This is a genomic window from Pseudomonas sp. NY8896 (genome assembly GCF_039634505.1).
In genome coordinates this window covers 2,868,270-2,883,239 of record NZ_CP132350.1, presented here as the reverse complement: position 1 = coordinate 2,883,239, position 14,970 = coordinate 2,868,270, and the positions used below count along the sequence as shown (strand labels likewise).

General features: G+C 63.5%; 12 protein-coding genes. 6 read left to right on the top strand and 6 right to left on the bottom strand.

The genetic code is table 11. From position 1 onward, the window contains the following. Positions 1-2: 2 nt before the first annotated feature. Together nicD and nicC are read right to left on the bottom strand one after the other, a co-directional pair. Positions 3-809 carry an N-formylmaleamate deformylase gene (gene nicD / locus Q9451_RS12945; protein WP_012273184.1) on the bottom strand — a complete coding sequence of 269 codons (807 nt, stop codon included), beginning with the start codon at positions 807-809 and terminating at the stop codon, positions 3-5. Beyond that, positions 806-1,954, bottom strand: a complete 1,149-nt coding sequence (gene nicC / locus Q9451_RS12940; protein ID WP_012273185.1) for a 6-hydroxynicotinate 3-monooxygenase — start codon at positions 1,952-1,954, stop codon at positions 806-808. Before nicC ends, nicD begins: the two co-directional genes overlap by 4 nt. 320 nt (positions 1,955-2,274) lie before the next feature. Between nicC and Q9451_RS12935 the strand changes: the two genes are divergently transcribed. The 4 genes from Q9451_RS12935 (at position 2,275) to Q9451_RS12920 (ending at position 8,107) form a co-directional block, all read left to right on the top strand. After that, entirely contained in the window at positions 2,275-3,327 is a 1,053-nt protein-coding gene (locus tag Q9451_RS12935; RefSeq protein ID WP_012273186.1) for a 2,5-dihydroxypyridine 5,6-dioxygenase, read from the top strand. Positions 3,328-3,396: 69 nt separating this feature from the next. Further along, entirely contained in the window at positions 3,397-3,873 is a 477-nt protein-coding gene (locus Q9451_RS12930; RefSeq protein WP_012273187.1) for a MarR family winged helix-turn-helix transcriptional regulator, read from the top strand. Between the two features lie 200 nt (positions 3,874-4,073). Continuing rightward, positions 4,074-4,547, top strand: coding sequence for a (2Fe-2S)-binding protein (locus tag Q9451_RS12925; protein WP_012273188.1), 474 nt, complete (start codon positions 4,074-4,076; stop codon positions 4,545-4,547). Next, the gene (locus Q9451_RS12920; RefSeq protein WP_345960940.1) at positions 4,544-8,107 is read left to right on the top strand and encodes a molybdopterin cofactor-binding domain-containing protein; all 3,564 of its coding nucleotides are present in this window, start codon (positions 4,544-4,546) and stop codon (positions 8,105-8,107) included. Before Q9451_RS12925 ends, Q9451_RS12920 begins: the two co-directional genes overlap by 4 nt. A gap of 3 nt (positions 8,108-8,110) precedes the next feature. On the opposite strand, the gene Q9451_RS12915 is transcribed toward Q9451_RS12920, so the two are convergent. Then, complete coding sequence (locus Q9451_RS12915) at positions 8,111-8,749, bottom strand: TetR family transcriptional regulator (RefSeq protein WP_012273190.1); 639 nt, start codon at positions 8,747-8,749, stop codon at positions 8,111-8,113. A 105-nt stretch (positions 8,750-8,854) separates the two neighbouring features. On the opposite strand from Q9451_RS12915, the gene Q9451_RS12910 reads away from it, so the two are divergent. Next, positions 8,855-9,817: an XdhC family protein gene (locus tag Q9451_RS12910; RefSeq protein ID WP_012273191.1), complete on the top strand. Its 963-nt coding sequence runs from the start codon at positions 8,855-8,857 to the stop codon at positions 9,815-9,817. Positions 9,818-9,843: 26 nt separating this feature from the next. Here the strand turns inward: Q9451_RS12910 and salA are convergent, their stop codons facing one another. Both salA and Q9451_RS12900 read right to left on the bottom strand, forming a co-directional pair. Then, positions 9,844-11,127 (bottom strand): salicylate 1-monooxygenase, encoded by a 1,284-nt coding sequence (salA, locus tag Q9451_RS12905; protein WP_012273192.1) that lies wholly within the window; start codon positions 11,125-11,127, stop codon positions 9,844-9,846. A 111-nt stretch (positions 11,128-11,238) separates the two neighbouring features. Then, positions 11,239-12,576, bottom strand: coding sequence for an aromatic acid/H+ symport family MFS transporter (locus Q9451_RS12900; protein ID WP_012273193.1), 1,338 nt, complete (start codon positions 12,574-12,576; stop codon positions 11,239-11,241). Positions 12,577-12,810: 234 nt separating this feature from the next. On the opposite strand from Q9451_RS12900, the gene Q9451_RS12895 reads away from it, so the two are divergent. After that, the gene (locus tag Q9451_RS12895; protein ID WP_012273194.1) at positions 12,811-13,716 is read left to right on the top strand and encodes a LysR family transcriptional regulator; all 906 of its coding nucleotides are present in this window, start codon (positions 12,811-12,813) and stop codon (positions 13,714-13,716) included. 56 nt (positions 13,717-13,772) lie between these two features. On the opposite strand, the gene Q9451_RS12890 is transcribed toward Q9451_RS12895, so the two are convergent. Continuing rightward, on the bottom strand, positions 13,773-14,927 hold the full coding sequence (locus tag Q9451_RS12890) for an MFS transporter (protein ID WP_060492756.1): 1,155 nt from the start codon (positions 14,925-14,927) through the stop codon (positions 13,773-13,775). Between the last annotated feature and the right edge of the window lie 43 nt (positions 14,928-14,970).

The window sequence follows — 14,970 nt, the reverse complement described above, 5'->3', positions numbered from 1 at the left end:
CGTCAGACAAGGGGTTGGTCGAGGAAATCGCCAAAGGCGGCAAAAAAACCTTCAAGGTCATCCCAAGGGATCATGTGGCCAGCGTTGTCTACCGTTACAACCTGGGTATCCGGCTTGAGCTCGCGGATTTCGGCAATGTCGCGTGGCTCGATCACCCCGCCGCGCCCGGCCACCATCAGCAGCGCCGGCTGGCGCACGGTGGGCAGGTCCTGGTGGATGTCCACCTCATGGAAATCGTCGAAGGCGCGCACGATCGCCGGCTCGTAGCAGGTGTGCAGCCATTCGGCACGCAGCGCCAGTTGCTCGTCGCTCCAGGTAGCGCAGAAGGCACGCATGTCATCGCCGCTCATGCCAACCGTGGCCTGGCGGATCGAATCGACATACCACGGCAGCTTGCTCGGGTAGGCGCGGCGGCCCGGCCCGGACACCGGTGGGTCGACCAGTACCAGCCGCTGCAGCCCCGGTGCGCCTCGGGCTGCCGCGCGAATGGCGAAGCGCGCGCCCATCGAGTGCCCGACCAGGTGGTAGCTGTCCAGGCCCAGCGCTGCGGCAAAGGCCGGGATGTCGGCGGCACAAGCGTCGGTGCCGTAATCCAGTTCCGGGCCGCTTGAAGACAAGCCGCGCCCACGCACATCCAGCACATAGGTGTCGAAGTGCTGCCCAAGGCGCTCGGCGACGAAGCCCCAGGTGATCGCCGGGCTGGTAATGCCCGGCACCAGGATCAGCGCATGGCCCTTGCCGCCATAGCGCAGGTAATGCTGGCGGATGCCATTGGCGCTGACGTTGCCGCCGGCGACGAAGGTGCTCATGCCGCCTCCCCGCTTTTCAGCTGCTGCCCGTACAGGTCGTAGCCATAGACCCAAGCCGGGTCTTCCTGGGTGTAGAGCCAGGTGTTGGCGTTCGAAACCGACTGCACCTGCGATGCCCGTTCCTTGCGGTTGGCCTCGTACAACGCGAACGCGGTGCGGTGGTCGGACAGCCCCGTCTCCTGCAGGCAGCGGGTCAACATGGCCGCGTCCTCGATGGCCATGCACGCGCCCTGGGCCATGTGCGGCTTCATCGGGTGGCAGGCGTCGCCCAGCAGCACCAGGCGCCCACGGCTCCATAAAGGCAACGGGTTGCGGTTGCGCAGCGGCCACTTGGTGATCGATTCGGTGGCGTCGATCAGTTTCTGTACGGTGGGGTGGTAGCCTTCGAAGGCGGCGCGCATTTCTTCCTGGCTGCTGTCGACGAACGCGCCCTGGAAGTCCCAGGCTTCGTGCGGCACACCAGTGACGAAGTAGTACTCGTCGCGCTTGCCGGTGGTGTAGTAGACCATCATGTGGCGGTCCTCGGACCACCATTTGACGCAAGGCTCGAACACATCGGCATGCTGCGCCAGGTTCACCCCGCGGATCAGCGCGCGGTGCGCCACCCAGCCGCTGTAGTTCGGCGCTTCGGCACCCAGCAGCTCTTCACGGATCTTCGAGTGGATGCCGTCGGCACCGATGACGATGTCGGCCACGGTGTGGGTGCCGTCGGCGAAGTCCAGGCGGACCAGGTCGCCTTCGTCGACGATCTTTTCCAGGCGCTTGCCAAAGTGCACGGTGCCCGGCTTGATCGCCTCGATCTGCAACGCGTGCAAGTCGCCACGGTGGATGGTGATGTAGGCGGCGCCGTACTCGCGGCGAGCAAACTCGCCCAACGGGATGCGCGACAGATAATCGCCGCTGTGGCCATCGCGGCTGAACCAGAAGTCCGGGTGCGAGCCCATCAGTTCCAGTTTCTGCTCCAGCCCCATGCGGCGGAAGATCTTCATCACGTTAGGGCCGATATGAATGCCCGCCCCCAGGCGGGTGAACTCTGGCGCCTGCTCGAACACCTCGACATCGAACCCGGCCTGCTGCAGCAACGTGGCGGCGGCTGCCCCACCCAGACCTGCACCGACGATTGCGATTTTCTGCCTACCCCGCATGGGTATCTCTCCTCTTGTTCTGATGTGTGGCCAGCGGTTCGACCGCCTGACGATTTAGAGCGTATACGCTGTAAATGATTTTTGGAAAGAGGTTCTTGAAAATATTTTTCAAACACCTGACCGAAACGATAAATGGCAGATTGTTACCGCAAACGTTGAGCCAATGTGTGGATAGGTAACGTTTTAGAGAGCACTTACGCTTGCCGGCGGGATGCGCTTTCATCTGCAAAAGTAGGGTGTACACACTATTACTTTGCACCGAGATGAAGCGCCAGGCACCGCCCCGGTGCATCCCCGTCAACGCCACCAGGAGAACCCCGATGCCGGTGAGCAATGCACAACTGACCCAGATGTTCGAGCACGTACTGAAGCTGTCCCGCGTGGACGAGACGCAAAGCGTGGCCGTGCTCAAGAGCCACTACTCCGACCCACGCACGGTCAACGCCGCAATGGAGGCCGCGCAGCGCCTGAAGGCCAAGGTGTATGCGGTAGAGCTGCCGGCGTTCAACCACCCGACCGCCATGGGCAACGACATGACCGCCTACTGCGGCGACACCGCGCTCACCGGCAACCTGGCGGCGCAGCGGGCGCTGGAGGCAGCTGACCTGGTGGTCGACACCATGATGCTGCTGCACTCGCCTGAGCAGGAGCAGATCCTCAAGACCGGCACGCGCATCCTGCTGGCCGTGGAGCCGCCAGAAGTGCTGGCGCGCATGCTGCCGAGCGAAGACGACAAACGTCGGGTACTGGCCGCCGAAACCCTGCTGAAACAGGCGCGCAGCCTGCATGTACGGTCCAAGGCCGGCAGCGATTTCCACGCCCCGCTTGGCCAGTACCCGGCCGTGACCGAGTACGGTTATGCCGACGAGCCGGGGCGCTGGGACCACTGGCCCAGCGGCTTTTTGTTCACCTGGCCGAACGAGGACAGCGCCGAGGGCACGCTGGTGCTGGACGTGGGCGACATCATCCTGCCGTTCAAGAACTACTGCCGCGAGCGCATTACCCTGGAGATCGAAAAAGGCTTCATCACCGGCATCCATGGCGGTTTCGAGGCCGAGTACCTGCGCGACTACATGAAGTACTTCAATGACCCCGAGGTGTACGGCATCTCGCACATCGGCTGGGGCCTGCAGCCGCGCGCGCAGTGGACAGCCATGGGCCTGCACGACCGCAACGACGGCATGTGCATGGATGCCCGTGCGTTCTACGGCAACTTCCTGTTCTCCACCGGCCCCAACACCGAGGTCGGCGGCAAACGCAAGACCCCGTGCCACCTGGACATCCCACTGCGCAACTGCGACATCTACCTGGATGACAAGGCCGTGGTGTTGGCGGGCGATGTAGTCGCACCAGAGGAGTCGCGCGCGCGATAGGGGTTATACTGGCCGGGCGCTCCGCCATTGGCGGCCGGCCAGCACCTTTCCACCAGCCCAAGCCATCCTATGCCGAACAAAACCACACCCAGCAGCGCCCCGCTCGACACCACCCCCTACGACGTCACTGAACAGGTCGGCCACCTGCTGCGCAAGGCCTATCAGCGGCACACGGCGATTTTCCAGCAGCAGGCCTGCGACCCGCAGCTTACCTCGATTCAGTTCGTCACCCTGTGCGCCCTGCGCGACCACGGCCCCAGCTCCCAGGCCGAGTTGATCAAAGCCACCGCTGTGGACCAGGCCACCATCCGCGGCATCGTCGAGCGCCTCAAGGCACGCGAACTGGTGCAGCTTTCGCCCGACCCGGGCGACCGGCGCAAGGTCATCGTCGAACTCACCGCCAGCGGTGCGGCATTGCTCGATGCAATGATCCCCTGCGCCCGGCAGATCAGCGAACTGAGCATGGGCAGCCTCAATGCCGGTGAGCGCGTGGCCATTTTGTACCTGCTGCGCAAGATGATCGACAGCGACGACAGCGCGGGCTGACCGATTGTGCAAGCGGCCTTTCGCGACACAAGGCCGCTTGCACAGGCCTCCCTGCACCCCGAAACAAGGCTGCACCCTCCCTCTGAATTCATCCCTGGCCTGCTTCTTGCTCACTCATTTCATGTAGTGAGTACTTACCGAAACTCACGCACCATTTGAGTCCTTTGGTAGCGCAAGCAACCTCCAGAGATGAGCCAACAATGCAAACAACCATCTCCCTGCGGATCAACGGCCAGCCGGTCGACGTCAGCGCCATGCCCGACACCCCGCTGCTGCTGATCCTGCGCAACGACCTGTGCCTGAATGGCCCCAAGTACGGCTGCGGCCTGGGCGAATGCGGGGCGTGCACGGTGATCATCGACGGCGTGGCCGCACGCTCGTGCGTCATCCCCCTGGCCGGCGCTGCAGGCCGCGACATCACCACCCTCGAAGGGCTGGGCAACAAGGCTGCGCCACACCCCGTGCAACAGGCGTTCATCGACGAACAGGCGGCCCAGTGCGGCTACTGCATGAACGGCATGATCATGACCGCCAAGGCCCTGCTCGACCGCATTCCCGACCCCACCGACGAACAGATTCGCAACGAGCTGTCCGGCAACCTGTGCCGCTGCGGTACCCACGTCGAAATCCTGCGCGCCGTGCGCCGCGCCGCCGAGACCCGGAGAAAAGCATGAACCACTCTCAACAGGTGCCCAGCCGCGACCAGTTGCTGGCCAAGACCGGCGTACTGCTGATCGTCGACCACATCACCCCGCCCTCGGGCCCCGTGGCCAAGGGCGTGACACCTGTGGTCAAGGAGCGCGAGCTGGCGTTGTTCATCGCCGTCAGCGACGACGGCATGGTCTACGCCTTCAACGGCCACGTCGACCTGGGCACCGGCATCCGCACCTCGCTGGCGCAGATCGTCGCCGAAGAGCTTGACCTGCGTATGGACCAGGTGCACATGGTGCTGGGCGACACCGAGCGGGCACCGAACCAGGGCGCGACCATCGCCAGCGCCACCCTGCAGATTTCCGCCGTGCCCCTGCGCAAGGCCGCCGCGACGGCGCGGCGCCATCTGCTGCAACAGGCCGCGCAACGGTTTGGCTGCACGCCCGAAGCGCTGCGCATTGAAGACGGCGTAGTTATCGGCAGCAACGGCGGCACGCTGAGCTTTGCCGAACTGGTGCAGGGTGAAAATCATCAATTGTTTATTGCCGACGATGCCCCGCTCAAAGCCATCGAGGACTACCGCCTGGTCGGGCGCAGCGCGGCACGGGTAGATATCCCCGGCAAGGCCACCGGCGAGCTGACCTATGTGCACGACATGCGGCTGCCCGGCATGCTTCACGGCCGGGTGATCCGCCCGCCCTACGCCGGCCACGACAGCGGCGACTTCGTCGGCAACAGCCTGCTGGCGGTGGATGAGTCCTCCATCGCCCACATACCTGGCGTGGTGGCCGTGGTGGTCATCCGCGATTTCGTCGGCGTGGTGGCCGAGCGCGAAGAGCAAGCGATCCGTGCAGCCCATGAGCTGAAAATCAGCTGGAAGCCATTCACAGGCAAGCTGCCTGACCTAAGCGATATCGCCCAGGCCATCCGCGATAACCCACGCGTGCAGCGCACGGTGCTGGACCAGGGCGATGTGGACGGTGGCCTCGCCAACGCCAGCCAGCGCCTGAGCCGCAGCTACCTGTGGCCCTACCAGTTGCATGCCTCGATCGGCCCGTCGTGCGCGCTGGCCGACTTCACCGAGGGGCCGATCCGCGTGTGGTCCGGCACGCAAAACCCGCACCTGCTGCGCGCCGACCTGGCCTGGTTGCTGGCGTGCGACGAAGCGCGCATTGAGATCATCCGCATGGAGGCCGCCGGCTGCTATGGCCGCAATTGCGCAGATGACGTGTGTGCCGATGCGGTGCTGCTGTCGCGTGCGGTGCAGCGCCCAGTGCGAGTGCAGCTGACCCGTGAACAGGAACACGTTTGGGAGCCCAAGGGCACCGCGCAACTGATGGAGATCGACGGCGGCCTTAACGCCGACGGCAGCGTGGCCGCCTACGACTTCCAGACCAGCTACCCGTCCAATGGCGCACCTACCCTGGCCCTGTTGCTGACCGGCGCCGTGGAGCCGGTGCCGGCACTGTTCGAAATGGGCGACCGCACCTCGATCCCGCCTTATGACTACGAACACATGCGCGTCACCATCAACGACATGACGCCACTGGTGCGCGCTTCGTGGATGCGCGGCGTGTCGGCCATGCCCAACAGCTTCGCCCACGAATCGTACATCGACGAGTTGGCCTTCGCCGCAGCCGTCGACCCGGTCGAATACCGCCTCAAGCACTTGTCCGATCCGCGCGCCATCGACCTGGTCAAGGCCACCGCCGAACGTGCTCAATGGCAGCCGCATACCCAGCCCAGGCAGGCGCAGGCCGACGGTGACGTACTGCGCGGCAGAGGTTTTGCCTATGCCCGCTACATCCACAGCAAGTTCCCCGGCTTCGGCGCAGCCTGGGCGGCATGGGTGGCGGATGTCGCGGTAGACCGGCGCACCGGTGAAGTCGCCGTCACCCGTGTAGTGATCGGTCACGATGCCGGGATGATGGTCAACCCCGAGGGCGTGCGTCACCAGATCCACGGCAACGTCATCCAGTCCACCAGCCGGGTGCTCAAGGAGCAGGTCAGCTTCGAGGAGTCGACGGTGGCAAGCAAGGAATGGGGTGGCTACCCGATCCTGACCTTCCCCGAGTTGCCAGCTATCGACGTGATGATGCTACCCCGCCAGCACGAGCCGCCAATGGGCAGTGGCGAGTCGGCCTCGGTACCCAGCGCGGCGGCCATCGCCAATGCCATTTTCGACGCCACCGGCATTCGTTTTCGCGAACTGCCGATCACGGCCGAACGGGTGCGTGCCGCCCTCGGCGGTGAAGGCCAGGGGCCTGATGTGCCCGCGCCAGCGCAGCCGACGACCAAACGCTCCAAATGGTGGTTCGGCTCGCTCGCCGGGGTGTTCGGTGCCGCCTTGGGCATGCTTGCCACCGCCCTGCCCTGGCGTGCCGAAATCGCCCCGGTAACCCCGCCTGGCGCCGGCAGCTGGAGCGCCGCGATGCTCGAACGCGGGCGCCAGGTGGCAGCGGCCGGCGACTGCGCCGTGTGCCATACGGTCAGCGGCGGCAAGGTGAATACCGGTGGGCTGGCAATGGACACGCCCTTCGGTACGCTGTACAGCACCAACATCACCCCCGACCCGGAAACCGGCATCGGCCGCTGGTCATTCGCCGCCTTCGAGCGGGCCATGCGCGAGGGTATCAGCCGCGATGGCCGGCACCTGTACCCGGCCTTTCCCTACACCTCGTTTCGCAACATCAACGACGCCGACATGCAAGCGCTGTACGCCTACCTGATGTCGCAAACGCCGGTACGCCAGGCAGCGCCGGCCAACCAGATGCGCTTCCCGTTCAACCAGAGGCCACTGATGGCCGGCTGGAACGCGCTGTTTCTGCAACGCGGTGAATACCAGCCCGACCCGCAACGCAGCGAACAGTGGAACCGTGGTGCCTACCTGGTCGACGGCTTGGGGCACTGCACGGCCTGCCACTCGCCGCGCAACCTGATGGGTGCCGAAAAAGCCGGCAGCAGCTACCTCTCCGGCGGCATGGTCGATGGCTGGGAAGCCCCGGCCCTGAACGCCCTGGGCAAGTCAGCGACGCCGTGGAGCGAAGATGAACTGTTCAGCTACCTGAGCACCGGCTTTTCGGAAAAGCACGGCGTGGCGGCCGGCCCCATGGGGCCGGTGGTCAGCGAACTGGCCACCCTGCCCAAAAGCGATGTGCGGGCCATTGCCCATTACCTCAGCTCACTCGATGGCGAGCCACAGGCACAGGTGGCCAAGGCCGCGCCTCAGGCGGACACGCAAGTGTCGTTGAGCAACGGCGAGCGGGTTTTCAAAGGCGCATGCATGGCCTGCCACAGCGATGGGTTGGGGCCAAAACTGTTTGGTGTCAGCCCGTCGATGGCGGTCAACAGCAACGTCCACAGCGACCTGCCGGACAACCTGCTGCGCGTGGTGCTGCACGGCATTGCGACCCCGGCAACCCGCGACCTGGGCTACATGCCCGGCTTCAAGGACAGCCTGTCGGACCGTCAGGTAGCCGACCTGGCGGCCTACCTGCGCCAGCGTTTTGCCGCCGACAAGCCCGCCTGGCAAGGGCTGGCGGCCAAGGCCGCGCAAATACGCGCCAACCCCGGCAGCCACTGAGGTTCAGCGGCGCAGGCCACGCAAGGCAAGGTCGCTGATAAAGGCAAGCCAGTCGGCCTTGGCCTGCTTGTCGGCCAGGTCCACGGCCAGGAACGAGCTGAGAGTATGGCGGTTGGAGTTATAGAAGTAGCACAGCGAGGCAATCATCAGGTAGGCGTGGGTGATGTCGATGTCGTCCCGGAACAGGCCCTTGGCCTGGCCGGCCTCGATGATCGGCCGCAGCACGCCGACCGCCTCGCCGGACAGCGCCCTGAGGTTTTGCGACTTGCGCGCGTGCTGGCCCTGGTGAAGGTTTTCGGTGGCAAGGATGGTGACGAACTCGGGGTGGCGCACGTAGTAGTCCCAAATGAACGCCACCAGCTCGCGCAGGGCTTGTTCCGGGTCGGCGAGGTCCAGGCGCAGCTTGGCTTCGGCCTGGTTGAAGCTGGCGTAGATGTGCTCCAGCACGCTGATGAACAGCTTTTCCTTGCTGCCGAAGTAGTAATAGATCATCCGGTCGTTGGACTTGGCCAGCGTGGAGATCTGCTCGATGCGCCCACCGGTGAAGCCTTCCTTGCTGAAGACCTTCACGGCAGCCTTGAGAATGTTGTCCCGGGTGCGGTCGGCCTGCTGGGCGCGAACACCGGTTTTGCGAGTTTGCATGTCGGTCCCTGTGGGGCTGGCCAGATACCCAACACTGCCACAGACGTTGGGCCATTGCGCGGCTTTTTCGGCTGGGCTGACACGATACGAGCGAGGTAGCGGAACATGCAGCATCTCGACCTGCAGGTGATCGACAAAGCCCTGCAATGGGCCCGTGCCGGCGATACGGTGTGGCTGTGCACGGTGCTGTCCACCTATGGCTCGGCCCCCCGCTCGCCCGGCGCGATGCTGGCCTGCCGCAGCGCGCATGAGTGGGTCGGTTCTTTGTCCGGCGGCTGCGTGGAAGAGGAGTTCCTCGCCAGCCTGGCGCACGGTGCATTCACCCAGCCGGCACAGGTAATGCGCTATGGCGACGGGCACGAGCAGAGCCGGCGCTTGCGCCTGCCCTGCGGCGGCGTGCTGGTGGTGCTGGTAGAGCGGCGGCAGGCGGATGGCGCGTGGCTGGAGCATCTGCAGGCCCTTCGCGGGGCGCTGCTGGGCCAGCAACGGGTGACGCGCAAGGTCTGTCTGCCGGCGGGTAGTGTCAGCCTGCATGGTGACAATAGCGTTGCCGTGCGCATGGACGACGGCGCCGTGCACATCGGTATCGGCCCCGCTTTGCGGCTGGTGCTGGCCGGGCTGTCGCCGGTCGCCGAGGCCTGTGCCGATATCGCTCGCACGCTGGGCTGCGAGGTCATTGCCTGCGACCCGCGCGAGGAGATGGCGAGTGTCGAGATAGAAGGCGTACAGATGCACCGGGTACTGCCTTCGCTGTTCATCGCGGCGGGTGGTTGCCATGCCGCTACGGCCGTGGTGGCGTTGACTCACGATCCGAAAATCGATGACCTGGCCTTGATGGAGGCGGTGCATACGCCGGCGTTCTACATCGGCGCCATGGGCTCGGCAGCCACATCAGCCCGCCGCGCCGAGCGGTTGCAGCGGATTGGCGGCTTGACGAACGAACAGATCGAACGGCTGCACATGCCTATCGGGCTGGACCTGGGCAGCAAGTCGCCAGCGGAGATTGCGCTGGCGGTGATGGCGGATGTGCTGCGGGTATACCGGGGCAAGGCGCGAAATGCGTTGTAACGCCTGGCACCACGGCCCCCTGCCATTCAGGCAGCCTGCACCTGCAACCCCAACAATTGACGGGCGCGTTTCAGGTCATCCTGCAGATCATGGTTCCACAACCAATCGAACCGCTCGCCCAGCACCTTGCCGAGCAACTGCGGATCGTCCAGCACGGCGGGGTCACGGAACTCATACAGCTCACCCGCTTCCCATGAGGTGCGCTGCACCCGGCAAGCACGCGGTCGCCGTACCGCGTCATACGCCTCGAGCACTGCCTGCACAGGGCTACCGAGCACATTCGGGTCGGCCAGCAACCCTGCCAGCAACCAGGCATCCTCCAACCCCTGGCCGGCCCCCGCGCCTTGATGCGGCAGCATGGCGTGAGCAGCATCACCAATCAGCCCCACTCGACCGTGGGTATACCCCGGCAGTTCAGCAAGATCATGCAGTGCCCACAGGGAAGGTGTGGCGATGCACTCCAGCAGTACCTGCACCGCATCACCCCAGCCCTCGAACGCTTTGAGCATTTCGGCCTGGCTTGCCTGACGCACCCAAGGCGCATCGCTTGGCCAGGCTGGATTCGGCTGGCTGCGGTCCGACACGAACGCCACCACATTGATCAACCGCCCCTGTTTGACCGGGAAGGTCAGGATATGGCCGTCGAGCCCCAGGTACATCTGCGGCACATCGACCAAGTGCTCACCCACGCCGCGCGCCCAACAGGCTTCACGTAACTGCGCGCTGTCGATCAGCCCACGGTAGGCGCATGTGCCACTGAAACGCGGCGCCACCCGCGCAACACCCAGGCCGTCGAGCACGTGGTCACGGATGGATGACTTGATGCCGTCGGCACCAATCAACACGTCGCAGTGATGCTCCGTGCCATCGGTAAAGCACACCCGCACACGCTCCCCTACCTGCTCGACCTGCTGCGCACGCTTGCCGAACTGGGCGATGCCCGGCGGCAACTGGCTGGCCAGCGCATCGAGAAAATCAGCCCGGTGTACCGACGACTGCCCAACCCCTTCTGCCACACTGCTGCCCAGGTATTGCGCGTCACGCCCATCACGCCATTCGAACCACACATCTTGCCAAGGTGCCGGCGTGCTGTCGGCGATCCTGGCATAGGGGTCGGCAATGCCCAATCCGGCAATGGCACGCACCGCATTGGCACCAAAAGAGACGCCTGCGCCTACTTCACCGAAGGCCGCAGCCGATTCGAACAGTTGGACGTTCAAGTGCGCATGGCGGCAAAGATCGAGCGCAAGTGCGACACCTGCGATACCACCGCCAACAATGGAAACTTCAAGTGCAGTAGCCTGTTGCATTGCAAGGTACCTCGGGGCTGATTGTTATTGGAGTGAGCCGATCATTACTGCTGGCAGACCATTGATAAATATCGCCAAACCCATAAACGCCATCACCTACCTGAATATTCCTCAGCCGATAACTCGCTGAACGCCCCGGCTTCGCGTTGCCACAACCTGACGCCGGATAAACAGCAGAATGGCGACGGCGCCAATGGCGCCCGGTATGGCAAACGCCAGGAAACTGCTTTGATAAGGCAGGTTCGCGCTGTGCAGCACCCCGCCCAGTACCGGCCCGACGATTGCCCCCAGCCGCCCTATACCCATTGCCCACCCAAGTCCGGTGGAACGGATGTGTGGCGGGTAGTACTGCACCGCGCAGGCATTGGCCAAAATCTGCGTGCCAATGGTAGAAGCGCCAGCCACGGCGATGAGCAGGTACAGCACCGCCACGGGCGCCTTTAGCGCAAGCAGGCTGAGCGACAGCGCACCGCAGGCGAAGAAGCACAGCAACACGTTGGCGATACCCACACGGTCACCCAGCCAGCCACCCGCAATCGCCCCAACGATCGCACCCGAGTTGAGCACCAGTAAAAATGCCAGGCTTGAGTTCAGCCCATAGCCCGCACTGCTCATCAACTTTGGCAGCCACGAACTCAATGCATAAACCATCAACAGGCAACAGAAGAATGCCGCCCACAACGTCAGCGTGTTTACCACCCGCCCTTCACTGAAAATCTCCCGAATCGACACTTTCCCAGCCCGCGTAGCGACCAAGCTGAGTTGGTCATCGTGCTCCGGCAAATAGTCTGATGTGGCCTGGGCCAGCAAAACCTTGGCGCGTTCGGCCTGACCGCTGCGCAACAGAAAGTCCATGGACTCGGGCAATTGATGGATCAGCAACGGCAGCAGCAACAGCGGTATCACAGCCACATAGAACACCGCCTGCCAGCCCCACTGGGGAATGAACAGCATGCCCAGCCCAGCCGACAGCATGCCGCCCAGCGAATAGCCACTGAACATGATCGCCACCAAGGTGCTGCGCATCTTGCCGGGTGCGTACTCGTTCATCAGCGCAACCACATTGGGCATGACACCGCCGATCCCCAGCCCGGCAACAAAGCGGCACAGCGCGAAGGTTTCGGGTGAAGTGGCCAGCCCATTCAAGGCCGTGACGCCACTGAACAGCAAGACACAGGTCATGATGGTTTTGCGCCGCCCGATCCGGTCCGACAGCGAACCGAAGAACAGCGCCCCCGCCATCATCCCGACCAGCGCGCAACTGCCCAGTACCCCCGCCTGTACCGCGCTCAGGCCCCATTCGGCCATCAGCGATGGCAGTACCACGCCATAGATGACCAAGTCATAGCCGTCGAAGATGATGATCAGCGCGCACCAGAACAGTAAACGCGCGTGAAAGGCATTGAACCGGGCCCGTTCCAGCAGGGCCGCTGCATTGATATTTCGCATGGCATCGCTCTTGTAGTTGTTATGGATGGGGCATGCCCCCAAATTGGCTAGCGCGATCCATCATGACCAAGGCGCGACACGGCTGATATGCAGCCACTCGAATAGTGGCTATTTCGGGTATGAATACTGTTTATGCATACCCAGTGAGTCTCGTTTCCGGTAGCGTTGCATTCGGACGCAGATAAACCCTGAAAACAATACCCATCGCGTCTCGACCAATACCTGAGAGGTATCATGGATTTACGCGATCTAGACCTGAACCTGCTTCTGGTTTTCAACCAGCTACTGATCGACCGCAAAGTTTCGACCGCCGCCGAAAACCTGAGCCTGACCCAACCGGCGATGAGCAATGCCCTGAAGCGCCTGCGCACTGTGCTGCAGGACGAGTTGTTCGTGCGCACCTACCAGGGCATGGAGCCCACTCCTTACGCCCTGCAGTTGGCGGAGCCGATTACCACAGCCATCCAAACGCTACGCGACGCATTCAGCCGGCAGGACACTTTCGACCCGGCCACCAGCAATCGCCGCTTCACCATGGCTATGACCGACATTGGCGAGATCTACTTCATGCCCAAGCTGATGGACGCGTTTGCCGCACTGGCGCCCGGCTGCACCATCAGCACATTGCGCAACTCGGCTGACACCCTGGCCGAAGGGCTGCAGAACGGCACTATTGAGCTGGCGGTTGGCCTGTTACCGCATCTGCAGGCGGGGTTCTTTCAACGGCGGCTGTTTCACCATCGCTATGTGTGCCTGTGCCGTAAAGGGCACCCCGCTACGCAGCAGCCCCTGACCGTGGAGAGCTTCATGAGCTTCGAGCATGTGAATGTAGTGGCGGCCAATACCGGGCATGGCGAGGTCGACACGTATTACGCGCGGGCTGGGGTGGTGCGCAACATTCGCCTGGAAGTGCCGCACTTCGTGGCGGTGGGGCACATCCTGCAGCACAGTGATTTGTTGGCAACGGTGCCAGAGCGGTTTGCCGCCAGTTGCGAGGCACCGTTCGGGTTGAGCGTTATGCCACCCCCGGTGGCATTGCCGAACATCGAAATCAACCTGTTCTGGCATGGGCGGTACAACAAGGACCCGGCCAACCGCTGGCTTCGACAATTGATGTTCGACTTGTTCTCGGATGCATGATCTTGCGCCAATCGTCATGCACCTTGGGGCTGCGGCGCAGCCTCAACCGCGAACGCTCAGTAAACAGCCTTTCTACGCACACCTCTAACCCCGGCCCCCAGGCAGGTAACCGCAAAAGCAATCACCAACGCCCCCGTCCCCAGCAAGAAGATCAGTTGTTGATTGGACCCTTCCACCAACAAGGCAATCAGCGCAGGCGTCACGGCCGCCGCGCCCATCAAGGTAATGCTGACCAGCGGCGTAAGCTTGCCGGTCGGGTCGTTGGTGGTAATCAGCGCCATGTAGTACGACAACGACAGCACCCAGCCAAAGTTGATCAGCAACAGCGCCACGAACAACTGCATCGGCGTGCGGGTATGGCCGGTGAGCATGGCAATGGAAATGAACACTGCCACCAAGCCTACGGCAATCATCAACTGCCGGTTTACCCGCGCGCCCAGCAAACTCGGCAGCCCTGCCCCAGGCAGGCCGCCAATGGCAGACAGGCCGAATGCCCAGCCAATGTCGACACCTTCGATACCCTGGTCTCGCGCCAGCTGGTCGATGAAGCCCCACACGCAATAGATGGCGATCTGCATGAACAGCATGCCCACCAGTGCAGTGCGTCCCGTACGCGCCGAACCACCCTGGGCGGGCGAACCTTCGTCATTGGCCAACGAAACTGCCGGGCGACGCGGCAGCACCAGGCTGGCGCCGCAGATCAACAGGTACCACAGGCCAAACGCGCACAAGGCGGTTACCGTTCCACTCTGCGCGGCAAGCAATGGCAGCGCTGCGGAAAACAGCGAGTACTCCGGCGTTTGCAGTAACAGCATCAGGCCGAACGAACGGTCCTGATTGGGCAGGCGGCCCAACGTGGACACCGCATAGGCATACACCAGCCCCGCGCAGGTGCCGGCCGCCAGGCGCACGCCCAGCAACATCGCGTTGCTGCTGGTAAAAGCCGTGGCGATGCTAAGCGCCACGCACAGCCCACCTACGAACAGACACAAGCCGCGCCCGCCGTGGCGCTTCATCAACAGTGGGCACAGCAAGGTGCCCAGGGTCATGCCAATCATCTCGACCGACACCACCCAACCTTGCTGGTCGAGTGACAGGCTGAGCTGTTCGGTGACCAACCCCATGAAGATGGGTTGCACACCACAAACAATGAAGGAGGTACAGGCAATGAAAATCAGCGCGGCACGCAGCAGCTTGGAATCATGGGTCATGGGGACTCCGACACGGCATTTGTTTTTATTGTGTGTGGCGACC

Excerpts from the sequence above, each read along its gene's own strand:
- Q9451_RS12915 (WP_012273190.1), bottom strand. The coding sequence starts at position 8,749 with ATGCAAACTCGCAAAACCGGTGTTCGCGCCCAGCAGGCCGACCGCACC.
- Q9451_RS12925 (WP_012273188.1), top strand. The coding sequence starts at position 4,074 with ATGCAAACAACCATCTCCCTGCGGATCAACGGCCAGCCGGTCGACGTC.
- Q9451_RS12895 (WP_012273194.1), top strand. The coding sequence starts at position 12,811 with ATGGATTTACGCGATCTAGACCTGAACCTGCTTCTGGTTTTCAACCAG.
- Q9451_RS12890 (WP_060492756.1), bottom strand. The coding sequence starts at position 14,927 with ATGACCCATGATTCCAAGCTGCTGCGTGCCGCGCTGATTTTCATTGCC.
- Q9451_RS12930 (WP_012273187.1), top strand. The coding sequence starts at position 3,397 with ATGCCGAACAAAACCACACCCAGCAGCGCCCCGCTCGACACCACCCCC.
- Q9451_RS12900 (WP_012273193.1), bottom strand. The coding sequence starts at position 12,576 with ATGCGAAATATCAATGCAGCGGCCCTGCTGGAACGGGCCCGGTTCAAT.
- nicD (WP_012273184.1), bottom strand. The coding sequence starts at position 809 with ATGAGCACCTTCGTCGCCGGCGGCAACGTCAGCGCCAATGGCATCCGC.
- Q9451_RS12910 (WP_012273191.1), top strand. The coding sequence starts at position 8,855 with ATGCAGCATCTCGACCTGCAGGTGATCGACAAAGCCCTGCAATGGGCC.
- salA (WP_012273192.1), bottom strand. The coding sequence starts at position 11,127 with ATGCAACAGGCTACTGCACTTGAAGTTTCCATTGTTGGCGGTGGTATC.
- nicC (WP_012273185.1), bottom strand. The coding sequence starts at position 1,954 with ATGCGGGGTAGGCAGAAAATCGCAATCGTCGGTGCAGGTCTGGGTGGG.
- Q9451_RS12920 (WP_345960940.1), top strand. The coding sequence starts at position 4,544 with ATGAACCACTCTCAACAGGTGCCCAGCCGCGACCAGTTGCTGGCCAAG.
- Q9451_RS12935 (WP_012273186.1), top strand. The coding sequence starts at position 2,275 with ATGCCGGTGAGCAATGCACAACTGACCCAGATGTTCGAGCACGTACTG.